The following is a 22,241-nucleotide window of genomic DNA, read 5'->3' as shown; positions in this document are numbered from 1 at the left end:
TACCGGCACCCTCTCCGTCGACATATGCATTGCCGACGAGGAGCACGTGACATGCGCTTCAGATCTTCGTACCGCCGGGCCTCCGTGCTTGGGGCGGCCCTCGCCGTCTCCGTCGGGGCCGGTGCCGCCGTGGCGCCGGTCGCACTCGCCGCACCCGGTGCGCCGGGGACCCGGCCGTCGTTCTGCAACCATGACAATCGCAGCACGCCGTTCGCGCAGTACCTGTGTGCCAAGGCCGATGACCTGCTCGATGTCCGCATCGGTGACGTGCACCCGACCCAGCCGTCGCTGGGTTATGACGAGGTGTACTACAAGCTCGGCCGCTACACCCTCGGCAAGGACGCGATCAACAAGAAGTTCGACGACTGGTGCGAGGCCGATGGCCGGGTAGCGGCGGCGTCGGTGTCGCCCGGCGCGCGCCTGAACGACCCGTCCTCGTTCACGTGTCAGCTCGCGGTCGGCGCGGAGACGGCGGACAGCATCGCCGCCATGAAGACCGTCGTCATCGGCCCCGGTGGCGAGCCGTTCCTCACCGACGGGCACCACACGCTCACCTCCTTCATCGAGACCCCCGACGGCGGTGCCGGCCTGCACGTGCGGCTGCGGGTACAGGCCAACCTGAGCACCCTCACCCGTCAGGACTTCTGGAACCAGATGCGGGCGCACAAGTGGGTGTGGCTGCGTGACCCCAACGGCAAGCCGGTCACCGTGAACAAGTTGCCGACCGGCGTGGGGCTGGCCAACTTCACCGACGACAAGTACCGCAGCCTGCTCTACTTCGGCCGCGACATCGGCTACGCGCAGAACGGGCTGCCGTTCCAGGAGTTCTACTGGGGCAGCTGGGTCCGCGACGCCAAGCCGATCGACCTGGCCAAGTGGAACCAGAACGACCACGGCAGCTACCTGGCCACCGTCAAGGCGCTGACGGAGAAGATCGCCGCGTTGCCCAAGAACACCACCGTCGACAACGGCTTCACCGCCACCGAGCTCGGCGCGCTGGACCAGTGGAACGGCGGCAAGGCCGCCGACAAGGGCGAGTTCGACAAGCTGAGCAAGCCGTACTCCGACGCCAAGCCCGGCAAGCTGGCCTACACGCTGGAGTACAAGCGGGTCCACAACCTGCGCTGAGACCTCCGGGACGCGCCACGGCCCTGAAGGGGGCACCACCTGTCTGAGAGGTGGTGCCCCCTTGCGCTTGCTCGGGGTCGTGTACGACGACGGATCCGAACCAGCCAGGCGTTCACCCCATTACTTCCACTAACAGGACCAACGCCTGGCTGGCTGACCCGCATGGGGATCGCGAAGGTGGACGAGCCGGCAGCCGGATTCCCCCGCCCGCTCCCATGCGAAAGGCAGTTCGTCCCATGGACAGTCATCCCTCCGATTCCGCCGCCCCAGCGCGTTTTCGCTGGGCTCCGTACGCCTCGGTGTTCCTGCTGTTGTTCCTGTTCGGTACCGAGACCTTTCTGGTTTCTCCGCTGCTGCCGACGATCGCCGGAGACCTCGGCATCAGCGAACAGTCGGCGGCGTACAGCGTGACGGCGTACGTCCTGGTGTACGCGGTGTGCGCACCCTTCCTCGGCCTGGTGAGCGACCGTGTCGGACGCCGCCGCACCCTGCTCGCGGGTTCGCTGCTGTTCCTGCTGTCGAACGCGGCGGCCGCACTGTCCGACGGCCTGCCGCTCCTGGTGCTCTCGCGCGCCCTGGCCGGCATCGCGGCCGCCTCCGCGGGTCCCGCGATCTGGGCGCACATCTCGGAGACCACCGAGGACGCGGTACGCGGGCGCGCTCTGGGCCTGGGCATGGCGTTCTTCTCGTGCGGGCAGGTGCTCGGCGTGCCGCTGGGCGGCTTCCTGGCCGGCGCCTCCGGCTGGCGCGCCGCCTTCTGGGCGATGGCCATCGGCACCCTGCTGGTCGTCCCGGCGCTGCTCACGCAGATCCCGGCCGGCGGGGCCCGGGCCGCGCGCGGCATGGGTGCCGGAGCGGTGTTCGCGGCCTGGAGGCACCCCGCGCTGCGCGCCTCGCTGCTCGTCAACACCGCGTTCAACGCCGCCAACTTGGGCGCCTACACCTTCATGGGCGCGGTTCTCACGGAGCGCTTCGACCTGTCCGTCAGCACGCTCGGCCTGGTCAGCGTGCTCGTCGGCGTCGGCAGCATCGTGGGCTCGACAGCCGGCGGGCGCCTGGGCGACCGGGCGCGGGCCCGGGGCCGTACGCACCTGCCGATGCTCGCCGTGTGGAGCCTTCTGCTGGCCGTGGGCATCGCCGTGACGGTCTGGGGCCCAGGTCTCGTCCTGGCCCTGGTGGGCGTCACTCTGTGGTTCGTGGCCAGCGGCGGCTTCGTCATCGACCAGCAGACGCTGGCGGGTACGACCGCCCCCGAACTGCGGGCGACCTCGAGCGCCTGGCTCACCTCCACCATGTACGCCGGTACCGGCGTGGGCGCGTGGGCGATCGGCCTGTTCTCCGATCTGTCCATGGCCACCGCGGTGGTGGGCGTCGTCCTGGCGCTGGTCGCCTCCCTCGGCGGCCTGATGGTCGGCACCCGGCTGCGGCGTAACGCCGACCGTGAACTGCTCGTCGATCCGATGGGAGCACCGGAACAGGCCTGAGGGCGTGGTGATCCGTTCCCCCCCCGCGGTCGCGCCTTCAGCCCGCTTTGCGTTCCCGGCCGACGGAGCGCAGGGGCCGGTTCACCAGGGCCGAGACGCCGGCCGCGTCGGCCGGGCCGGCCGGGGTGAACAGCAGGATGAGCGACGCCGGATCGTCCACCGGGCGCAGGGACGACAGGGACAAGCGGATCGGCTCACTGCCGGCCGGGGCGGCGGTCACGACGCGGGTGGTGAGCTCTCCCACCGAGCGGCAGCTCCACCAGTGACTCAGCTCGGGCACGTCCGTGGCCAGCCGGCGGTACAGCTCGCCGACACGCTCGTCGGAGGAGCGCGCGCCGGCCTGGGCGCGGAAATGCCGGAAGACGCTCATCGCGAACGGCTCCCAGTCGGCGTCCCGCAGGACCCCGCGCATCCGCTCGTCGGCGACCACGAACCACAGCAGGTTGCGCCGGTCGGCCGCCACCGCGGAGGGTTCTCCCCACACGGCCGTCCACGCGGTGTTCCAGGCGACCAGGTCGAAGTTCCGGTCGAGCAGGACGGCAGGGCTGGTGGGCCAGGAGTCCAGCATCGGCTGCAGCGCCACGTGCACGGGCTCGCGGGACGCGCTCGTCTCCGGCTCGTAGTACCCGGCCAGCCGCAACGCGTGGCGCATTTCGGCATCGTCGAGCCGCAGCACCCGCCCGACGGACTCCAGCACCTGCCGTGAGGCGATGACCCGGCCCTGCTCCAGCCAGGTGTACCAGGCCATGCTCACGCCGGAGAGGGAGGCGACCTCCTCCCGGCGCAGGCCGGGGGTCCGGCGGCGGGCGGTGGGGGGCAGCCCGACGTCCTCCGGTTTGAGCAGGGCCCGGTGGGCCCGCAGGAAGGCACCGAGTTCCGGGCCGGCGGCGGGAGCCGACATGGTGTGTCTCCTTACGCGGGCCGGGAGGACCCGGCCATGTCAGACCGCACCGCGACGGCCCGCGTCGGCGAGCCAGGCGGGTGGGACGGCGGTCACAGCGCGCTCCTGCGCACGTCGATCAGGAACGCCTCGACCGCGGCCCGCTCCGGCTCGGCGGGCAGTGCGGCGGGGCCGCCGCCCCCGGAGAGGTCCGCGACCAGGTCGGCGCGCCACCGCACCACCTCGGGCCAGGGCACCTCGCCGCGGCGGACGGCGAGCAACCGGTCCCGCTGCCCGGACATGTCCAGCAGCGGCTCGCCCTCGCGGACCAGGTGGCGGCCGCTGATCAGCAGCCTGATCATGTGCATGACCTGCTTCCATTTCGGCCGTTCCGGGCTGATCCGGCGGAACTGGGCGTCGGCGTACCGGAGGAAGGTCTCCTCGGCCCGGATCGAGAGGAACGCCTTCCTGATCGCGCGCAGCCGTGCCCCGGTTTCGGTGGCGTGCTCGACGAGCGGCGACCAGAGGCACTCCAGGACCGTGGGATTGGCCCCGAGCGCGAGCACGCAGAACCGCTCGACCTCCCAGGAGAACTCCTCGGGGCGCGGCCCCTCCACGTGGGTGGGCGGCTTGTCCAGGTGCCAGAACATCGGCGTGGGCGGCACGAAGACGCCCCGCCGGTCCACGTCGCTGTCCGCGGTGGCCAGGCCGTACGCGCGCGAACCGACGACCACGGACAGGACGAGGTGCCGGGGCACCAGGTCCCCGACCCCCGTCGCGGCTTCCCCCGGCCCCGGCCGCGTACCCGAGGACATCACAGGCGTGGATCCACGGGCTCGGATTCCATGGCCAGCACGGAGAAGACCGGCTCGTGGACCCGCCACAGCGGCTCGCCCTCCGCGAGCCGGGTGAGCGCCTCCAGGCCGAGCGCGTGCTCCCGCAGCGCCAGCGAGCGCTTCTTGCCGAGGAACCGGCGCCGCAGCACGTCGAGCGACTCGGTGTAGTCCGGGCCGTAGATGATCCGCAGGTACTCGCGCCCGCGCACCTTGAGGCCCGGCTGCACGCGGCCGGTGACGACGTCCACCGGCTTGACGACCATGCCCTCGCCGCCGGCCTCGGTCAGCGCCGACCACCACTCGACCGCGTCCGCCCGCTCCCGCTCCGAGTCCAGGGACACGAAGACGTGCCGGGTCGGCGCGAACAGCCGGCCGGCGGTCGCCTCCGGGGACCCGTCCGGCTCGCCGGTCAGCAGCGACAGCGCCTCCAGGTGCCACGAGTGCGGCTCCGTGGCCGCCGTCGCCCGTCCCTCGCAGGCGAGGACCTGGAACGGCGCGAGCCGCACCCCGTCGAGCCCGGACACCGGCCAGCAGTACCGCGCGTACGCGTCGCGGAAGCGCGCGGCGTTGTCGAGGCGACGCTGGGTGCCCTCCAGCAGGTCGCCGACGTCGAGGCCGCGCCCGGCCGCCGCGGACAGGACCGCGACCGCGTCGGGCAGCGCGGCCCGCGCCGCCGCCCCGACCGAGGCGTACTGGCGGCGGATCAACTCCTCCGCCTTCGCCGACCAGGGCAGCAGCTCGCAGTCGAGCACGACCCAGTCCGAGACCAGCTCGTCCCAGAGCGGACGCGCCTCCTCGCGCAGCCGGTCGACCAGCTCGCCCATCCGGCCGTCGCCGAAGAACGGCCGCCCGGTGCGCGTGTAGACGGCGCCCGCGCTCCCGTCCGTGATCCCGAACCGCTTGGCCGCCACCTCGGGGGTCCGGGCCAGTACGGCGATCGCCCGCGAGCCCATGTGCTTCTCCTCGCACACGACCCGCGTGACCCCGGCCGCGGCGAACTCCTCGAACGCCTCCGCCGGGTGCTCCAGGAAGCCATCGCGCGTGGACGTCTCCGGCGGCGCCATGGTGGGCGGCAGGTAGACCAGCCAGCGGGGGTCGACCGCGAACCGGCTCATGATCTCCAGAGCGGCGGCGGCGTTCTCCTCGCGGACCTTGATCCGCCCTCTGAAGCGCGTGTCCACATAGCGGGTGCCGGACACGTCGCCGATCCGCAGGGCGCCCGGCTCCCGGCCGGCCTTCGGCACGCCGAGCGGCCGCACCGACTCGTACCAGACCCGCTCCGCCGGCACGGAGACCAGCTCGCGCTCCGGGTAGCGCAGCGCGGTCAGCCGCCCGCCGAACACGGCGCCGGTGTCCAGGCAGATCGTGTTGTTGACCCACTCCGGCTCCGGCACCGGCGTGTGGCCGTAGACGACCATCGCCCGGCCCCGGTACTCCTCCGCCCACGGGTAGCGGACCGGCAGGCCGTACTCGTCGGTCTCGCCGGTCGTGTCGCCGTACAGCGCGAACGACCGGACCCGGCCGCTGGCCCGCCCGTGGTAGGCCTCCTTGAGCCCGGCATGCGCGACGACGAGCCGCCCTCCGTCGAGCCGGTAGTGGCTGATGAGGCCGTCCATGAACGCCCTGGCCGCACGCTGGAACTCCTCCGGCTCGGCGGCGAGCTGCTCCAGGGACTCCTTCAGGCCGTGCGCGACCGTGACCTTGCGCCCGCCCAGCGCCCGGACGAGCTTCTGCTCGTGGTTCCCGGAGACGCACAATGCCGTGCCGGCCGCCACCATGCCCATGACGAGGCGCAGCACGCCCGGGGTGTCCGGCCCGCGGTCGACCAGGTCGCCGACGAACACCGCCGTACGCCCCTCGGGGTGGACCGCGCCCGCGGCGCCGACCTGCCAGCCGAGGGCGCGCAGCAGCGCCTCCAGCTCCGACCGGCAGCCGTGCACGTCGCCGATGATGTCGAACGGGCCGGTCAGCTCGGTCTTGTCGGTCCACGCCCGCTCGTACGCGATGACCGCCTGGTCGATCTCGTCCCCGCGCAGGACGTGGACCCGGCGGAAGCCGTCCTTCGACATCCGGGCGAGCGAGCGCCGCAGGTCCTTGTTCTGCCGGACGACCACCCGCGGCCCGAAGTCCCGGTCCGGCCGTACGGCGTTGCGGGCGACGGCCACGCCCTCGGGGACGTCGAGCACGATGGCGTCGGCGAGCACGTCATGGCTCTTCGCCAGCTCGATCAGCTTCTTGCGCGCCTCGTACTGGACGTTCGTGGCGTCCACGACCGTGAGGAGGCCGCGCCGCAGGCGGACCCCGACGATGTGGTGCAGCAGGTCGAACGCTTCCGGGGTGGCGGACTGGTCGTTCTCGTCGTCCGAGACCAGGCCCCGGCAGTAGTCCGACGAGATCACCTGGGTGGGCGCGAAGTGCCGGGCCGCGAAGGTCGACTTCCCGCTGCCGGACACGCCGACGAGCACCACCAGGCCCATCTCCGGGACCTTGATCTCAACCATCGCCCTCGCTCCTCTCCCCCGCCACGCTGAACACCGCCATCTGTGTGGGCGGCCCGACATCCGGGTCGTCGTCTCCCACCGCCCGGAACGCGACCCGGTAGCCGTACCGGTCGGCCACCGCGCGGGCCCACGCGGCGAACTCGGCCCTCGTCCACTCGAACCGGTGGTCCGGGTGGCGCATCGCCCGGCCCTCGCCGAGGAAGTCGTAGCGCACGTTGTACTCGCGGTTGGGCGTGGTCACCACGACGTGCGCGGGCTTCGCCGAGCCGAAGACGACCCGTTCCAGCGCGGGCAGCCGGGGCGGGTCGACGTGCTCGATCACCTCCATGAGGACCGCCGCGTCGTATCCCGCGAACCGGGGGTCGGCGTAGGTGAGCGCGCCCTGGAACAGCTCCAGGCGGGCCCGTTTCGCGTCCGGCATCCGGTCCAGTTTGAGCTTGCGCGCGGCGATGGCGAGCGCCTGCGTGGACACGTCGGCGCCGGCGATCCTGGTGAAGGCCGGTCGCGCGAGCAGCGCCGCCAGCAGCTGGCCCGACCCGCATCCGAGGTCGATCACCGTACGCGCGCCGAGCTCCTCGACGGCGGCGACGACGGCGTCCCTACGCAGGACGTTCAGCGGTACGCGGGCGGCGTCCGGGCCGGTGGCGTCCCCGTCCGGAGTGTCCGAAGCCGCCGAGTCGTGCGGCGCCTCGCCCGCGTGCTCGGTCGTGCGCCCGTCCGGGCCCCCGGCGACGGCCGGGGCCTCCGGGTCGCTCACATCCGCCCCGGTGAAGTCATCCGTCCCGGTGGCGCTGTCCTCCCGCTCCGGGACGACCTCCTCGTCCACGGGCGGCTCAAGGGCCTCCTCGACGTCGTCGCCGAGCTCGGCCAGCCGGGCGAAGGCGGTGCGCTCCAGCCCCCTGCGGCGGCCGAGGTACCTGCGGGTGATCAGGCCCTTCTCCGGGTGCCCGGCCAGCCAGCCCCCACCCGCCCGGATGAGCTTGTCCACCTCGTCGCCCGCGAGCCAGTAGTGCTTGGCGTCGTCCAGCACCGGGAGCAGCACGTAAAGCTGGTTGAGCGCGTCGGCCAGCCGTACCTCGCCGCGCAGCGCGAGCCGTACGTACCGGGAGTCGCCCCATTCGGGGAACCCCTCGTCGAGCGGCACGGCCTCCGCCGCGACCTCCCACCCGAGCGGTTCGAACAGCCGGTGGGCGAGCGCCGCGCCGCCGCGGCACGGCAGCGCGGGCAGGCGGATCTCCAGCGGCAGCGGCGCCGCCGCCAGTTCTGGCCTGGCGGCGCAGCGCCCCGCCCGAGCCGTACGGAAGACGTCCGCGAGCGCCACCGCGAGCAGTGACGAGGCGGCGTACGGACGGTCGTTGACGTACTGGCCCAGGCTGAAGTCGGGCGCGGTCTTCCCGCGAGAGCGGGCGAGCCGGATCGCGTCGACGTCCAGCAGCAGCGCCGCCGTGCAGCGCCGCTCCGTCGCCTCCGGGTAGAAGACCCGGGCCGTGCCGAACGACTGGGCGAACTCCTGCACCCGATCGGGATGCTTGTGCAGGAGGAAGCCGAGATCGGTCGCCGGGCGGGACGTCACGGAGGAAACGGTCGAGATCGTGAGAAGCACGGATCAAGCATTCCGCACCATCTCCCGCGCTTTCCACCGGTTTGCCGCATCTCCACGACGCCCGCGCCCGATCCCCCGGACCGGCTGCCCGGACGCGGGCGCCGGTCCGGGCGCGGACGTCACACGTGCGGCATGACCTCGGCGGCGATCAGTTCCAGGTGGTCGAGGTCGGTGGGGTCCAGGATCTGGAGATACATCCGCTCCGCGCCGAGCTCCGCGAACCGGCCGATCTTCTCCACGACCTCAGCGGGCGTCCCGGCGAGGCCGCCCGCGCGCAGCGACGCCACGTCCAGGTCCATCGCCGCGGCCCGCCGGGCGATCTCGGCCTCGTCGCGGCCGACGCACACCGTCTGCGCGGCGGAGTAGACCATGGACTCGCGCCCGACCGCCTCGCACGCCGCACGCACCCGCCCGAACGCCTGCCGGGTCTCGTCCGGCGTCCGGAACGGCAGGTTGAACTCGTTCGCGAACCGGGCGGCCAGCCGAGGAGTGCGGCGGGCTCCGCCGCCGCCGATGATGATGGGCGGCCGGGGCCGCTGCGCGGGCTTGGGCAGCGCCGGGGACTCCTCCACACGATAGTGCGCACCCTCGAAGGAGTACGGCTTGGTCGCCCCCCAGAGCCCGGTGATGATCTCAAGCTGCTCTTCGAACCGGTCGAAGCGCTCGCCCATCGGCGGGAACGGGATGCCGTACGCGGTGTGCTCGGCCTCGAACCAGCCGGTGCCGAGGCCCAGCTCGACCCGGCCGCCGCTCATCTGGTCGACCTGGGCGACGCTGATGGCGAGGGGGCCGGGCAGCCGGAAGGTCACCGGCGTGACGAGCGTGCCCAGCCGGATGCGCGAGGTCTCCCTGGCCAGACCGGCGAGGGTCACCCAGGCGTCCGTCGAGCCGGGGCCGGGGTCGCCGGGGCGGATGCGCAGGTAGTGGTCGGAGCGGAAGAACGCGTCGAACCCCAGCCGCTCCGTGGCCTGCGCCACGGCGAGCAGATCGTCGTACGTCACGCCCTCTTGCGGCTCGGTGAAGATCCTCAGCTTCATCCGGCCATTATCTCCCCGGCCACTCCGGCGTGGTTGATATGGTCCACACATCGTGCGCGTAACGTAGTCGCAATATGACTCCAGGTGGTGAACGCGTGGATTCCGCCCGAGGTGAGCGCGAGCCGGGGACGCCTCCGCGCCCCCTGGTCGCTCTGGCCGCCGTTGCCCTGGCCGCCGGCACCGGATACGTCATGTGGCTGCTGCCCGCCAAGGCACTCCCCGACATGCCGGCCTCCGTCCCGGTCTCCGCCGCCACTCCCGTCCCCGGCGTCGCCGCCGCGGCGCCCAGCCCCGCCGCGACCGCCCCCGTGCCCGCGGTGAGCGCCGGCGCGGCCACCTGGCACCCGTCCCGGCCGGTTACGCCGATCCGGGTGGGGGCGCGGACCGGCGGCCCCGCCGGCTACGTCGTCTTCGTGGACGCGGTGCGCGAACCCGGCTTCGACCTGGCGGAGGCGGCCCGCCGGACCGGCGCCGGCTGGTACAGCCTCGGCCATCTCACCTCCGGGCCGGACGGCTGCACGCCGCGCTGGGGCGGCGTCACCGAGCAGGGCCGGAACCCCGTCGCGAACCGCCTCGGGCCGCTCCGCGCGCAGGGCGGGGACGCCGGGATCGCGTTCGGCGGCCCCTCGGGGCAGGAGCTCGCGCAGACCTGCCCCGAGCCGGACCGGCTGCTCGCCGCCTACCGCCGGGTGATCGGGGCCTTCGACCCCGCCGTCATCGACTTCGAGGTGCGTGATTCGGCCGACGCGGCGACGACCGCCCGGCGGGCGGCGGCGCTCGGTCTGCTGCAGCAGGAGGCCGCGACCACCGGGCGACCGCTCGCCGTCACCTTCACGCTCCCCGCCGCGGAGTCGGGCCTGTCCGCCGCCGACGCCGCCATGCTGCGCGCCGTACGCGCCGCGGGGGTGGAGATCCGCGCCGTCAACCTGCTCGTGCCCCTCCGTACGGGCGCGTCCGGCAACCTGCACCGGCTGGCGGTGGCGGCCCGTGCCGTACAGGCCCAGTTCGAGGATGTGCTGGGCCTGACCGGGCGGGCGGCGTGGCAGCGGATCGCACTCGCCCCGGTGCTGACCTCCCCCGCGGACCTCGGCGGCGGGCGGGCGCGGCGGCTGGCCGGCTTCCGCGCGCGCAACGGCCTCGCCTGGGTCTCGGTCCGGGGCGCCCGGCCGAGCGACGAGGTGAGCCGGATCCTGGGCGCCGCCGGATCCTGATCGCCCGGCCGCTGTTTCAATGGGGAGATGGACGCACGACGGTTGCTGGAGGAGGCGCGGGTGGCCCGGCTGGCCACGGTGAGCGGCGTCGGCGTCCCCCACATGGTGCCCGTCACGTTCGCGCTCACCGGGGACACGATCGTCACGGCCGTCGACCACAAGCCGAAGAGCACGACACGCCTGCGCCGTCTCCGGAACATCGAGGAGAACCCGAACGTGTGCGTGCTGGCCGACCACTACTCCGACGACTGGATCGAGCTGTGGTGGGTCCGGGCGGACGGGTTCGCCACGGTCGTCGAGGATGACGCGGAGCGGCCGCCCGCCCTGGCCCCCCTCGTCGCCAAGTACGCCCAGTACCAGGAGCGGCCGCCCGCCGGTCCCGTCATCCTGATCCAGGTCACCTCCTGGCACTCCTGGTCGTACGCGGAGAAATAGCCCGTCATCCCGCTTGCCGAGGCCGCCCCTCCGGGGCGGAGCGGTCGGGACGCCCGACGCGACGACGCCCCGCTCCGCGGCGGCGGAACGGGGCGACGCGGGCGGTGCCGAGATCAGGCGCGAGCCGGGGACATCTTGCGGGCAATCTGGACGAACTCGTGGCACGTGTTCGCGCACTTCTGCATCATCGGGTCGCCGTCGCTCATGGACATCGCCATCTCGGCGCACTTGTCCGCGGCCCGGGCGCACAGCGACGCCATCTCCATGGCCATCGGCGACTGGCGCATCATCATGTCGCCGCAGATGCGGGTCATGTCGGAGCAGTCCATCAGGGCGCCCATCATCGCCATGTCGGCGTGCTTGCCGCCCCGCTGGAGACAGTGGGTCATGGTCTGCTCACAGCAGCTGTGCACCTCCATGCACTTGTCGATGCATCGCTGCATCTCCGCCGTGATCTTGCCTTCTTGCTTCATGCTTCCCCCCGTGATCGTGACCGCCCGGCCGACCGGGCCGTGTCGTATGTCTGCGGAGGAGGAGATTCCCCACCCCGAACGGAGAGATGTGCCGATTTCTCTAATTTGATCACTGTTTGCGAGGGATCTATAACCGTCCGGCGTCAACCCCTGATCGGCAGCACTCCGCGTACGGCATCCCGCGGCGGCGAAGTCGAGGGTTTCCCGGACCGGTGTCGCCCGCCTGGCGGCGGGACTTTTCAGGATATAGATGGATCTCGTCACTTTCGGGTGAATAGCCATCACCCTGGGTAGTCATGTGGTGCCTGGCGCGACTGGTGGCCGGGCCGGTGCTCGAAGGGGGATGGCCGCCCGCGCGAGCGTTCGCCGCCCCTTCCCGGCCGCCAGGAGTGCCATGTCGCATACCACGGTTGACGTCCAGACCGCCTATGGTCCGGTGTCGGGGCTGATCGAGAACCGGATCTCTTCCTTCCGCGGCATCCCCTACGCAGCCGCCCCCGTCGGGCCGAACAGGTTCGGCCGGCCCGTGTCACCCAAGCCATGGAGGACGGTGCGGGACGCGCACGAGTTCGGCCCGACCCCGCCGCAGCCGGTCCTCAGGGGGAAGCTCGGCGAGCTGTTCCACAACCCGGTCGTCCCGGGGGACGGCTACCTCAACCTGAACGTGTGGAGTCCAGACGTCCACGGTGACGCACCGGTGCTGGTGTGGATCCACGGTGGCGCGTTCACCACCGGCTCCTCCGCGGTGGCCGCCTACGACGGCGCCACCTTCGCCCGCGACGGCGTGGTCTGCGTCACCATCAACTACCGCCTCGGCGTGGACGGCTTCGCCTACATCGACGACGCGCCCGTCCCGGCCAACCGTGGCCTGCTCGACCAGATCTTCGCCTTGGAATGGGTGCGGGACAACATCGCCAACTTCGGCGGGGACCCGAACAACGTCACCGTGGCCGGAGAGTCCGCGGGCGCGATGAGCGTGCTGACCCTGCTCTCCCTCGACCAGGGCCTGTTCCACCAGGCCATCGTCGAAAGCGGCAGCGCGCACATCGGCCAGACCCGCGAGGACGCCGCCCTGGTCACCGCCGCCATCGCCGCGCGGCTGGGTGTCGAACCGACCGCCCGGGCCCTCGCCTCGGTGGACATCGCCGACCTGGTCTCGGCGCAGGACAAGGTGGCCGACGACGTCACCACCACTGCCGATCCGCAGCAGTACGGGGCGAGCACCATCGCCTCGTGCGGGATGTCGCTCATGCCGGTGATCGACGGCGATGTGGTGCCGCGACTGCCGATCGACGCCATCGCCGAGGGACGGGGCGCTGATGTGCCGATGCTGATCGGCACCACCGTCGAGGAGTTCCGGCTCTTCGTCGTCCCCACGTTCATGGTGGCCTGGCCCGGCGCGAAGCAGTTCCGGACCAGGACCGAGGTCTACGGTGTCCCGGCCGGGTTCTACGACCGCTACGCCGAGACCAACATCGAGCCGTACGCCCGCAACGCGCCCTCCGGCATCGCCTGCGCGGCACTGACCGACCGCATGTTCCGCATCCCCACCTACCGCGTCGCTGAGGCCCGCGCCGATGCGGCGACCACCCATGTGTTCGAGTTCGGCTGGCGCTCACCCACCGCGCCCAACACCCTGCGGGTCAAGCTCGGCGCCTGCCACAGCCTGCCGCTGCCCTTCGCCTGGGACACGCTCGACAACCCCGACAGCGAGGAATTCACCGGCCCGAACCCGCCCCAAGATCTCGCGGATGCTCTGCACGGACGCTGGGTCGAGTTCGTCAAGACCGGTGATCTCGCCGGATGGACCCCCTACAACACCACCGAACGCCCGGTGATGACCTTCTATCGCGACAACAAGCCGGGCGACTCCATCGTCTCCGACCCGCGCCGGGACGAGCGTGAGCTCTGGAAGGACGAGCTCAACCCGAGCTGACCAGTACGACAGCACGCTGCCGACCCCGATGCGCGCGGTGCGCGCCCGGGGCCGGCAGCGACGCCGTCTTGAGCTGAACCCACCCTCGACGGAGTACCCGGTCCGCCTGTTTACTCTTTGACCAGGAGCGCGACGCACTCCACGTGGTGGGTCATCGGGTACTGGTCGAACGCCCTCAGGTCCGCCAGGCGGTAACCGTACGGGGCGAACCACGCGATGTCCCGGGACATGGTGGCCGGGTCGCAGGAGACGTAGACGATCCGGGGGGCGTCCAGCGTGGCCACCCGGTCCACCACGGACCGTCCGAGCCCCGCGCGCGGCGGGTCCACGACGACGAGGTCGGCCCGCTCGATCTCCAGCCGGTCGAGCGCCTCCTCGACCTTGCCCCGCTCGGTGACGGCCTGCGGCAGGTCCCGCAGGTTCCACCGGGCGTCCTGCACGGCCTGCGGGTCCGACTCGACGCCCAGCACCGCGCCCTCCGGCCCCACCGCCTCGGCAAGCCCTGCCGCGAACAGGCCGACGCCGCAGTACAGGTCGAGCGCCCACTCCCCCGCCTTCGGACGGGCGAAGTCGAGCACGGCGTCGAGGAGGGTCGCGGCCGCACCGGGGTGCACCTGCCAGAATCCGCTCGCGGTGACCCGGAAGTCCCGGTCGCCGACGCGCTCGGTCATCGAGGCCCGGCCGTGCAGCGCGCGCGTCCCCCGCTTGCCCTCGTCGATCAGGACCGCGGCGTCGACGTCGGGCAGGGACACCCTCCTGCCGGGCTTCGGGGTGACGATGACGGCGTGGTCGCCGCCGGAGGCGGCCACCACCTCGACGCCCGCCGCCCCGCGCCAGGTGAGCGCCTCCACGCCGACCTCCTCGACCGCCGGATGGGCGATCGCGCAGCGGTCCACGCGTTCGACGTCGTGGGAGCGGTGGCGGCGCAGGCCGATGGAGCCGTCCCGGTCGACGGCGAACTGGACGCGCGTCCGCCAGCCGAGCCCGCCCGCCGATCCGGGCACCTCCTCGACCGTGACCCGGCGCTCGACGCCCGCGAGCCGGGCGAGCTGCTCCTCGACGACGGCCGCCTTGAGCCGGCGCTGGGCCTCGGGCGACGCGTGCTGCCAGTCGCAGCCGCCACAACGCCCCGGACCGCTGAACGGGCAGGGCGGGGTCACCCGATCCGGCGACGCCTCCAGGATCTCGACCGCGTCCGCGCGCAGGAACCGCGCCGTTTCCTCGGTGACCTCCGCGATCACGCGCTCGCCGGGCAACGCGTGCCGTACGAACACGACCCGGCCCTCATGGCGGGCCACGCACCAGCCGCCGTTCGCGACCTGACCCACCGTCAGTTCGATCGCCATCGTGCTCCCCCCGCCGATCACATCTCGGCTCATGCCTTGTTATCGCCCTTCTTCACATCGCCGTGCGAACGTCGTACCGCGCCGGGCGCGAACGCCTCGGGACGCCCCTTGAGCCGGTCGGAGGAGGCGAGCTGCCACGGCACGCTGGTGACCATCACTCCGGGCTTGAAGAGCAGCCGCCCCTTCAGCCGCAGCGCGCTCTGATTGTGCAGCAGGTGCTCCCACCAGCGGCCCACGACGTACTCCGGGATGTACACGGTCACGACGTCACGGGGCGATTTGCGGCGCAGCGACTTGACGTAGTCGAGCACCGGCCCGGTGATCTCCCGGTAGGGCGAGTCGAGGATCTTCAACGGCACCGGGATGCCGCGCTGGTCCCACTCCTCCTGGAGCTTGGCCGCCTCGGCGGCGTCCACGCCGACCGTGACCGCCTCCAGTGTGGACGGCCGGGTGGCCCGGGCGTACGCGAGGGCGCGCAGCGTCGGCTTGTGGATCTTGGACACGAGCACGATGGAGTGGTTGCGCGCGGGCAGCAGCGTCTCGTCGATCTCGCCCTCGGGCGCGGCCAGCTCCTCGGCCACCCGGTCGTAGTGGTGGCGGATGCCCTTCATCATCAGGAACAGCACCGGCATGGCGATGCAGACGATCCACGCGCCATGGGTGAACTTCGTGAGCAGGACGACGGCCAGCACAACGCTGGTCATGACGCCGCCGAACCCGTTGATGACTCGGGAGCGGTGCATCCGGAAGCGCGTCCTGGGATCGGTCTCGGTCTTCAGATGCCGGGTCCAGTGTCGGACCATGCCGATCTGGCTGAGCGTGAACGACACGAAGACGCCGAGGATGTACAGGTTGAGCAGCTTGCTGACGTCGGCCTGGAACGCCCAGATGAGCAGGCAGGCGCCGGCGGCGAGCAGGACGATGCCGTTGCTGAAGGCCAGCCGGTCGCCGCGGGTGTGGAGCTGGCGCGGCAGGTACCGGTCCTGGGCGAGGATCGAGGCGAGCACGGGGAAGCCGTTGAACGCGGTGTTCGCGGCCAGGAACAGGATGAGCGCGGTCACCGCAGCGATCGCGACGAACAGGATCGAGCCGTCGCCGAACACGGCGGACGCGACCTGCGCGATGATCGGCTGCTGGTAGTAGCCCGTCCCGGCCGGACGGCCGTTGATCAGAATGTCCCTGGCGACGTTCGCCGGCTCGGTCAGCTTCACCCCGGACTTGAGGCCGAGGTAGATGATGCCGCTGAACATGACGACCGCGATGACGCCCATCATGAGCAGCGTCGTCGCCGCGTTCTTGCTCTTGGGCTTGCGGAACGCGGGCACGCCGTTGCTGATCGCCTCGACGCCGGTCAGCGCGGCGCAGCCGGACGAGAACGCGCGCAGCACCAGGAACGCCATCGCGAACCCGGCGATGTCGGCCTGTTCCGCCACGATCTTGTAGTCGGCGGTGGGGGCGCGCAGCTCGTCTCCGAGCACGAGCAGCCGGAACAGCCCCCAGAACACCATGCCGATCACTGCGATCATGAACGCGTACGTCGGGACGGCGAACGCCATGCCCGACTCGCGAATGCCGCGCAGGTTCATGACAGTCAGCAGAACCACGATCGCGATCGCCACCAGCGGCCGGTTCTCGGCGACGAAGGGCACGGTGGCGCCCACATAGTCGGCGCCGTTGGCCACGGAGACCGCGACCGTCAGGACGTAGTCCACGAGGAGGGCGCTGGCCACCGTGAGCCCGGCGCTCGGCCCGAGGTTGGTGGTCGCCACCTCATAGTCGCCGCCGCCGCTCGGATAGGCGTGGACGTTCTGCCGGTACGAGGCCACCACGGTCAGCATGACCAGCACGACGCCCGCGGCCACCCACGGGCTGAAGCTGTAGAACGCCGCCCCGCCCAGCGAGAGGATGACGAGGATCTCCTGCGGCGCGTACGCGACGGAGGACAGTGCGTCACTGGCGAAAACCGGAAGTGCGACGCGTTTGGGAAGCAACTGGTCATGGAGTTGCGTGCTGCGAAGCGCACGCCCCACCAGGAGCCGCTTGACGAGGTCCGTCACCTTTGACACGACTGTCGATGCTAGTCCTTCACCTCGGCTCCCCGCGCACCCGGCGCCCGCTGTGGGAGACATACTGTGCTCGAAGGAGACCGCCTCTACCCAACGGCGGGAGAGCATGCATATCGTGATCATGGGATGCGGTCGGGTCGGATCGACTCTCGCCCACATCCTGGAGGACAGCGGCCACTCAGTCGCGATCATCGACCGTGACCCGCAGGCCTTCCGTAGGCTGCGCGCGGGCTTCCGCGGCCGCAGGGTCACCGGGGTCGGATTCGACCGCGACGTCCTGGAGGAGGCGGGGCTGGCGACGGCGTCCGCCTTCGTCGCGGTGAGCAGTGGCGACAACTCCAACATCATCTCCGCGCGAGTGGCCCGCGAGACCTTCGGCGTGGACAACGTGGTCGCCCGTATCTACGACCCCCGGCGGGCCGAGGTCTATCAGCGCCTCGGCATCCCGACCGTGGCGACGGTCCGCTGGACCGCCGACCAGATCCTGCGCCGGGTCCTCCCGGAGGGCGCCGAGCCCCTCTGGCGCGACCCCACCGGGACGGTGATCCTGGCCGAGATGGCGTTCAACACCGGCTGGATCGGGACCCGAACCCGCAGGGTCGAGGAGGCCACGGGCGGCCGGGTCGCCTTCATCAACCGCATGGGGGAGTCCCTGGTGCCCAAGGACGACACCGTCATCCAGGACGGCGACATCCTGCACGTCATCGCCGCGGAGAACGACATGGACCGGATCAACAAGGTGCTGACCGTCGCACCGTCCGAGAGTGAGCACTGATGCGCGTCACCATCGCGGGCGCGGGCGCCGTCGGGCGCTCCATCGCCGCCGAACTCCTGGAGAACGGCCATGAGGTCCTTCTCATGGACGTCGACCCACGGGCCATCAAGATCGACAGCGTGCCGCGGGCGGAGTGGCTTCTCGCCGACGCCTGCGAGATCTCCTCGCTCGACGAGGCGGGGCTGAACGGCTGCCAGGTCGTGATCGCGGCCTCCGGCGACGACAAGGTCAACCTGGTCGTCTCCCTGCTGGCCAAGACCGAATACGGCGTGCCGCGGGTCGTCGCCCGGATCAACCACCCCAAGAACGAGTGGTTGTTCAACGAGTCCTGGGGCGTCGACGTGGCGGTCTCGACGCCGCGCCTGCTGTCGGCGCTGGTCGAGGAGGCGGTCAGCGTGGGCGACCTCGTCCGGCTGATGACCTTCCGTCAGGGCCAGGCGAACCTGGTCGAGCTCACCCTGGCCGAGGACGCGCCCGTGGTGGGCCAGCGGACCGGCTCGGTGCCGTGGCCGGTGGACGCGGCGCTGGTCGCGATCCTGCGCGAGGGCCGCGTCCTGGTCCCCTCCGCGGACGACCCGCTGGAGGCGGGCGACGAGTTGCTCTTCGTGGCCAACCAGGACGTCGAGCACGAGCTGGCCGAGCTGCTGTCGGGGCGCTGAGCCCCGGCGCCGCCGCGGCCCCTGGGGCGCGCTCGTGACGGGCCGCCCCAGGCCCCGCTCTCAACCGGCGGGTCTCAGCCGGCCGTACTCTGGAGCGGCGTACGGCCCCGGGCGAGCACCCAGACCATGGCGGCCAGCCCGGCGACCTGGAGTGGCCAGCCCAGTGCGATCTTGGTGACGCCGAGCGTGACCACCTGGTCGAACATGTACAGCGGGAGCTGCACCAGCACGCGGATCAGGCAGGGCAGCATCAGCAGCCAGGTGAGCTTGGAGCAGAGCCGCACCATGCCGGGGTCCTTGTGCCACGCCGTCGGGTCCCCCGTCACCGAGCCGATGAGGAAGCCCACCACCGGCCATCGGGTCACGATCGACACCAGCATGGCCCCGGCGTACGCGGCGTTGTAGAGGATGCCGGGCAGGAAGTAGTCCTTCGCGTCGCCGCTGCGGGTGGCGAAGAACGCGCCGACGGCGATGCCGACGAGGCTGTTGATCACGAACTGCGGCGTGCTGCGCTGCAGGAGCCGCACCAGCAGCAGGACCACCGCGGCGGCGACGCTGACGATCAGCGAGGGCTTGAGCTGGTTGGTGGTCACCCACATCACGGTGAAGGCGATCGTGGGCACCGCCGCCTCGACGATCCCTCTCGCGCCGCCGAGCGCCCTGCCGAGCTGTGCCCGAAGGGCGGCCTCGACAGTGTCGTGGGCGTCGTGCGTCGCCGTGACGTCCGCTGCACTCATGAATCCTCCTCGCGTCGCGACCGGCACATCCGGCCGCGCGGCGCGTCACTCGCGTCGGCCCGCCGGGCGAGCGCGCTCACGCGCGCTCCCAGCTGATCACTGCCCTCCGGCGGGGCGCAGCTCGTACCGTGGGTTGAACATGACCTTACGGCCGTCCTGAACGCTGATCAGGCCTTCGGCGCGGACCACGCGGCCCGGCTCGATGCCGACGATCTTGCGGCGGCCGAGCCAGACCAGATCGATCACGTCGGATCCGTCGTACAGCTCCGCCTCCAGGGCGGGTGCCCCGCCCCGAGGCCGAAGCGTGACGGTCCGTAGCGTACCTGCGACGCAGGAGCGCTGCCGCTCCGCGCAGGAGGCGATGGGTGTCGCGCCGTGCCGCCCGAGGTCCTCGCGGAGTTCTTCGGCCTCCAACTCGGCCTGGGTGCTGGTCAGCCGCTGGAAGAACCCGCGCAGTCGGCCCTTCTTCACCGGCTCCGCCGTGCTCATCGATCGTTCACCGTCTCCTCGCGGGCCCCGCGGGCCGCTTCGCCGCCGGGGACGCTCCCACCTCGTGGGGCGCCCGCCCGGAACTCCGCGCGCTCACCGAGCTCGCTCCGTGTCCATGCAGTCCCAAGCGTAGGCGATGGGAGGCGGCGAAGCGCGGTCCGGGTTTCACCGGATCTCGGAGATCTCCGGACCCCGCTCGAACGGCCGCAACTCGTCGGGCGAGGGCTCCTGCTCCATGGCGTGCCTGGCCTCCGAGGGCAGTCGCAGCTCGATGGGCTCGCGCGGCGCCATCGGCTCGTCGCCGCGGACGACGACGACGTCGCGGACGACCCCTTCGAGGGTCGCCGCCGCGTCCGGGTCGAGCGCGGCCCGGCCGCTCAACGCCGCCCGCAGCAGCCAGCGCGGCCCGTCCACGCCGATGTAGCGCACCGGCTGCGGCTCCTGACCCTCCGCCGGGACCCGCGCGGCCAGCTCCGTGCCGAAGGGCCCCTCGCGCTCCTCGGTGCTGCCGCCCAGGGCGGCCACCTCGCGGGCCAGCTCCGCCCGGACCTCGTCCCAGATGCCGCTGCGCTTCGGCGCGGCGAACGCCTGCACCTGCAGGGCGCTCTCCTCGACGAGGACGACGGCGCCGACGATGCTGTCGCCCGAGACGGTGAGCTGGACCTCGAACCCGGGGCCGACGGGCAGGAGCAGACCACCCAGGTCGACCCGCTCGCTCTCGGGATGGCCCTCGTCGGCGTCCCATGGACCTGATTCGCGCGCGGGAGCGGCGAACTCCCTCTCGGGGACGGCCCGTGCCGTCTCCTCCTCCGTGCGCCGGCGGCGTCCGAACACGTCGTTCACACTCCTTAGGACCTGTGCTCGCCTTTGATCAACGACCGGTGGAGCCGAACCCGTTCGCCCCGCGTACGGAACCGGGCAGCCGTTCCACCTCGTGGAAGGATGCCCTCTCCACCCGCTGGATGACCAGCTGGGCGACGCGGTCGCCGCGCTTGAGCCGGGCGGCTTCCTTGGTGTCGGTGTTGAGGAGGGTGACCTTGATCTCGCCGCGATACCCCGCGTCGACCGTGCCCGGCGCGTTCACCAGGGTGACGCCGTACTTGGACGCGAGCCCCGAGCGGGGGTGCACGAAAGCGGCGTACCCGTCCGGGAGGGCGATGGCCACCCCGGTGCCGACCACGGCCCGCTCCCCCGGCAGCAACTCGACATCCGTGACGGCGTACAGGTCGGCCCCGGCGTCGCCGGGGTGCGCGTAGCCGGGAAGCGGGAGCCCCGTGTCGAGACGGTGGATCAGCACCTCAACATTCATGAGCCAGAACACTACCCGTTGCGCTGGGGAGATACCGCCTCTCCGGTGGCGGGCGGCTCCGGCGTGGAGCGTTCCCCGGAGTCGTCTTCCTCCGGGTGGTGCGGCGGTGATTTCGGAGGCTGCTGCGGCGCCTGTGTGGAGCGTTCCCCGGGCTCGTTTCCCTCCGGGTGCAGCGGCGGCGACTCCGGGGGCGCCGCCGCCGCGGGCGCGGGCGCGGGCGGCTCGCGGCGCAGCAGTTCCTGCAGCACGCGGTAGATGACCGCGGACACCGGGACCGCCACGGCCGCCCCGGCGATCCCGGAAATCACGCCGCCGACGCCCAGCACCAGGATGATCGCCAGGGGGTGGAACTCCACCGCGCGGCCGACGATGAGCGGCTGCAGGACGTGGTTCTCCAGCTGCTGCTCGACGATGAGAATGCCGATGAAGATCACGGCGGCCAGCCAGCCCTGCGAGCCGAACGTCACGAGCGTGCCGACGAGGCCCGCGAAGAGGATGCCGACGATCGGGATGAAGCTCGATATGAAGACCAGCACCGCGATCGGCGCCCACAGCGGCACGCCCAGCACGGCCAGGGTGGCGCCGATGACGAGGCCGTGGATCGCGGAGATCGCGACGGTGCCCTGGACGTAGTGGGAGAGCGTCCGCCAGGCGGAGCGGCCGGCGCGGTCCACCCGGGGCGCCGCGCCGCCGAACGCGCGCAGGAACCAGTTCCAGATGCGGTCGCCGTCCTTGAGGAAGAAGAACGTCACGAAGAGCATCAGCACGATGCCGGCGAGCACCTCGATCACGGCGGTGGCCCCGGTGATGACCGTGCCGGTGATCTGGCCGCGCCGCTCGGTGAGCTGCTTCGTCAGCTCGTCGACGACGCCGGTGATCTGGGACTCCTTCAGCTGGAAGGGCCCGTGGATCAGCCAGTTCTGCACCTCGTGCGAGGTCTTGGCGATCTGGTCGATGAGCCGCGGCGCCTCCTCGTTGGCCCGGACGCCGATGAGGAACCCGATGCCGACGATGACCGCGAAGAAGAGCAGCATCGTGAGCCAGGTGGCGTATATCGGCCGCATCACGTGGCGCAGCCGTCCGGTGACCGGGTAGAGCAGCGCCGTCAGCAGGAAGGCCACCGCGACTGGCAACGCGATGATGCCGACGCGGCCGATGATCTGCCAGAAGAAGTAGATCACGACGCCGAGCACGATCAGGCAGGCCCCCCACACAGCCAGCGTGAGCAGTGTGGGGGGCACGTGAAGGGTGCGACGTTGCTTTTCCGGGATCACAACGTCCAGACTGACACGTCACCCCCCGATGCGCGCAGCCGAATATTCATCCGACGACGAAC

Annotated in this window: 20 protein-coding genes; 7 read left to right on the top strand and 13 right to left on the bottom strand. The window is 71.7% G+C overall.

The window, feature by feature from the left end:
• Nucleotides 1–51 precede the first annotated feature (51 nt).
• Nucleotides 52–1,128: a ParB/Srx family N-terminal domain-containing protein gene (locus AWQ71_RS11630; protein WP_067131192.1), complete on the top strand. Its 1,077-nt coding sequence runs from the start codon at nt 52–54 to the stop codon at nt 1,126–1,128.
• 299 nt (nt 1,129–1,427) lie between these two features.
• Nucleotides 1,428–2,612, top strand: coding sequence for an MFS transporter (locus tag AWQ71_RS11625; RefSeq protein WP_067131189.1), 1,185 nt, complete (start codon nt 1,428–1,430; stop codon nt 2,610–2,612).
• A 37-nt stretch (nt 2,613–2,649) separates the two neighbouring features.
• On the opposite strand, the gene AWQ71_RS11620 is transcribed toward AWQ71_RS11625, so the two are convergent.
• From AWQ71_RS11620 to AWQ71_RS11600, 5 genes are all read right to left on the bottom strand, one after another.
• Nucleotides 2,650–3,513, bottom strand: a complete 864-nt coding sequence (locus AWQ71_RS11620) for a helix-turn-helix transcriptional regulator (RefSeq protein ID WP_067131187.1) — start codon at nt 3,511–3,513, stop codon at nt 2,650–2,652.
• 92 nt (nt 3,514–3,605) lie between these two features.
• Nucleotides 3,606–4,307, bottom strand: a complete 702-nt coding sequence (locus AWQ71_RS11615; RefSeq protein WP_067131184.1) for a nucleotidyltransferase domain-containing protein — start codon at nt 4,305–4,307, stop codon at nt 3,606–3,608.
• Nucleotides 4,307–6,829 carry a polynucleotide kinase-phosphatase gene (locus AWQ71_RS11610; protein ID WP_067131181.1) on the bottom strand — a complete coding sequence of 841 codons (2,523 nt, stop codon included), beginning with the start codon at nt 6,827–6,829 and terminating at the stop codon, nt 4,307–4,309. The genes AWQ71_RS11615 and AWQ71_RS11610 overlap by 1 nt, the downstream gene beginning before the upstream one ends.
• A complete protein-coding gene (locus tag AWQ71_RS11605) occupies nt 6,822–8,432 on the bottom strand; it encodes a 3' terminal RNA ribose 2'-O-methyltransferase Hen1 (RefSeq protein WP_067131178.1) in 1,611 nt (536 codons plus the stop codon). The genes AWQ71_RS11610 and AWQ71_RS11605 overlap by 8 nt, the downstream gene beginning before the upstream one ends.
• A 119-nt stretch (nt 8,433–8,551) precedes the next feature.
• Nucleotides 8,552–9,469 (bottom strand): LLM class F420-dependent oxidoreductase, encoded by a 918-nt coding sequence (locus AWQ71_RS11600; RefSeq protein WP_067131175.1) that lies wholly within the window; start codon nt 9,467–9,469, stop codon nt 8,552–8,554.
• Between the two features lie 95 nt (nt 9,470–9,564).
• Here AWQ71_RS11600 and AWQ71_RS11595 point away from each other — a divergent pair, with 95 nt between their 5' ends.
• Nucleotides 9,565–10,680, top strand: coding sequence for a glycoside hydrolase family 18 protein (locus AWQ71_RS11595; protein WP_067131172.1), 1,116 nt, complete (start codon nt 9,565–9,567; stop codon nt 10,678–10,680).
• A gap of 27 nt (nt 10,681–10,707) precedes the next feature.
• The gene (locus tag AWQ71_RS11590; RefSeq protein ID WP_067131169.1) at nt 10,708–11,115 is read left to right on the top strand and encodes a TIGR03668 family PPOX class F420-dependent oxidoreductase; all 408 of its coding nucleotides are present in this window, start codon (nt 10,708–10,710) and stop codon (nt 11,113–11,115) included.
• Between the two features lie 113 nt (nt 11,116–11,228).
• Here the strand turns inward: AWQ71_RS11590 and AWQ71_RS11585 are convergent, their stop codons facing one another.
• The gene (locus AWQ71_RS11585) at nt 11,229–11,588 is read right to left on the bottom strand and encodes a four-helix bundle copper-binding protein (RefSeq protein ID WP_067131165.1); all 360 of its coding nucleotides are present in this window, start codon (nt 11,586–11,588) and stop codon (nt 11,229–11,231) included.
• Between the two features lie 394 nt (nt 11,589–11,982).
• On the opposite strand from AWQ71_RS11585, the gene AWQ71_RS11580 reads away from it, so the two are divergent.
• Nucleotides 11,983–13,524: a carboxylesterase/lipase family protein gene (locus AWQ71_RS11580; protein WP_067131162.1), complete on the top strand. Its 1,542-nt coding sequence runs from the start codon at nt 11,983–11,985 to the stop codon at nt 13,522–13,524.
• 110 nt (nt 13,525–13,634) lie between these two features.
• Here AWQ71_RS11580 and AWQ71_RS11575 read toward each other — a convergent pair whose 3' ends face one another.
• Together AWQ71_RS11575 and AWQ71_RS11570 are read right to left on the bottom strand one after the other, a co-directional pair.
• Complete coding sequence (locus tag AWQ71_RS11575) at nt 13,635–14,870, bottom strand: class I SAM-dependent RNA methyltransferase (protein WP_157570297.1); 1,236 nt, start codon at nt 14,868–14,870, stop codon at nt 13,635–13,637.
• Nucleotides 14,871–14,899: 29 nt separating this feature from the next.
• Entirely contained in the window at nt 14,900–16,936 is a 2,037-nt protein-coding gene (locus tag AWQ71_RS11570; RefSeq protein ID WP_067131155.1) for an APC family permease, read from the bottom strand.
• 106 nt (nt 16,937–17,042) lie between these two features.
• Between AWQ71_RS11570 and AWQ71_RS11565 the strand changes: the two genes are divergently transcribed.
• Together AWQ71_RS11565 and AWQ71_RS11560 are read left to right on the top strand one after the other, a co-directional pair.
• A complete protein-coding gene (locus AWQ71_RS11565; RefSeq protein WP_067131154.1) occupies nt 17,043–17,711 on the top strand; it encodes a potassium channel family protein in 669 nt (222 codons plus the stop codon).
• On the top strand, nt 17,711–18,370 hold the full coding sequence (locus tag AWQ71_RS11560) for a potassium channel family protein (protein ID WP_067131153.1): 660 nt from the start codon (nt 17,711–17,713) through the stop codon (nt 18,368–18,370). The genes AWQ71_RS11565 and AWQ71_RS11560 overlap by 1 nt, the downstream gene beginning before the upstream one ends.
• Nucleotides 18,371–18,444: 74 nt before the next feature.
• Here the strand turns inward: AWQ71_RS11560 and AWQ71_RS11555 are convergent, their stop codons facing one another.
• The 5 genes from AWQ71_RS11555 to AWQ71_RS11535 form a co-directional block, all read right to left on the bottom strand.
• Complete coding sequence (locus tag AWQ71_RS11555; protein ID WP_067131151.1) at nt 18,445–19,107, bottom strand: DUF3159 domain-containing protein; 663 nt, start codon at nt 19,105–19,107, stop codon at nt 18,445–18,447.
• Between the two features lie 96 nt (nt 19,108–19,203).
• The gene (locus AWQ71_RS11550; protein WP_067131149.1) at nt 19,204–19,596 is read right to left on the bottom strand and encodes an OB-fold nucleic acid binding domain-containing protein; all 393 of its coding nucleotides are present in this window, start codon (nt 19,594–19,596) and stop codon (nt 19,204–19,206) included.
• Nucleotides 19,597–19,761: 165 nt separating this feature from the next.
• Nucleotides 19,762–20,439 (bottom strand): DUF3710 domain-containing protein, encoded by a 678-nt coding sequence (locus tag AWQ71_RS11545; protein ID WP_245658221.1) that lies wholly within the window; start codon nt 20,437–20,439, stop codon nt 19,762–19,764.
• A gap of 28 nt (nt 20,440–20,467) precedes the next feature.
• Nucleotides 20,468–20,905, bottom strand: coding sequence for a dUTP diphosphatase (gene dut / locus AWQ71_RS11540; RefSeq protein WP_067131589.1), 438 nt, complete (start codon nt 20,903–20,905; stop codon nt 20,468–20,470).
• Between the two features lie 11 nt (nt 20,906–20,916).
• Complete coding sequence (locus tag AWQ71_RS11535; RefSeq protein WP_245658220.1) at nt 20,917–22,146, bottom strand: AI-2E family transporter; 1,230 nt, start codon at nt 22,144–22,146, stop codon at nt 20,917–20,919.
• Between the last annotated feature and the right edge of the window lie 95 nt (nt 22,147–22,241).

It is taken from the genome of Microtetraspora malaysiensis, assembly GCF_001528665.1.
Classification (GTDB): domain Bacteria; phylum Actinomycetota; class Actinomycetes; order Streptosporangiales; family Streptosporangiaceae; genus Microtetraspora_A; species Microtetraspora_A malaysiensis.
Note: the sequence above shows the minus strand (reverse complement) of the source record. Positions and strands in the feature narration are given on the sequence as shown.

Coding starts and splice junctions, on each gene's coding strand:
- AWQ71_RS11620 (WP_067131187.1), bottom strand. CDS start 3,513: ATGTCGGCTCCCGCCGCCGGCCCGGAACTCGGTGCCTTCCTGCGGGCC.
- AWQ71_RS11580 (WP_067131162.1), top strand. CDS start 11,983: ATGTCGCATACCACGGTTGACGTCCAGACCGCCTATGGTCCGGTGTCG.
- AWQ71_RS11600 (WP_067131175.1), bottom strand. CDS start 9,469: ATGAAGCTGAGGATCTTCACCGAGCCGCAAGAGGGCGTGACGTACGAC.
- AWQ71_RS11630 (WP_067131192.1), top strand. CDS start 52: ATGCGCTTCAGATCTTCGTACCGCCGGGCCTCCGTGCTTGGGGCGGCC.
- AWQ71_RS11555 (WP_067131151.1), bottom strand. CDS start 19,107: ATGAGTGCAGCGGACGTCACGGCGACGCACGACGCCCACGACACTGTC.
- AWQ71_RS11615 (WP_067131184.1), bottom strand. CDS start 4,307: ATGTCCTCGGGTACGCGGCCGGGGCCGGGGGAAGCCGCGACGGGGGTC.
- AWQ71_RS11610 (WP_067131181.1), bottom strand. CDS start 6,829: ATGGTTGAGATCAAGGTCCCGGAGATGGGCCTGGTGGTGCTCGTCGGC.
- AWQ71_RS11585 (WP_067131165.1), bottom strand. CDS start 11,588: ATGAAGCAAGAAGGCAAGATCACGGCGGAGATGCAGCGATGCATCGAC.
- AWQ71_RS11575 (WP_157570297.1), bottom strand. CDS start 14,870: ATGGCGATCGAACTGACGGTGGGTCAGGTCGCGAACGGCGGCTGGTGC.
- dut (WP_067131589.1), bottom strand. CDS start 20,905: ATGAATGTTGAGGTGCTGATCCACCGTCTCGACACGGGGCTCCCGCTT.
- AWQ71_RS11590 (WP_067131169.1), top strand. CDS start 10,708: ATGGACGCACGACGGTTGCTGGAGGAGGCGCGGGTGGCCCGGCTGGCC.
- AWQ71_RS11560 (WP_067131153.1), top strand. CDS start 17,711: ATGCGCGTCACCATCGCGGGCGCGGGCGCCGTCGGGCGCTCCATCGCC.
- AWQ71_RS11550 (WP_067131149.1), bottom strand. CDS start 19,596: ATGAGCACGGCGGAGCCGGTGAAGAAGGGCCGACTGCGCGGGTTCTTC.
- AWQ71_RS11565 (WP_067131154.1), top strand. CDS start 17,043: ATGCATATCGTGATCATGGGATGCGGTCGGGTCGGATCGACTCTCGCC.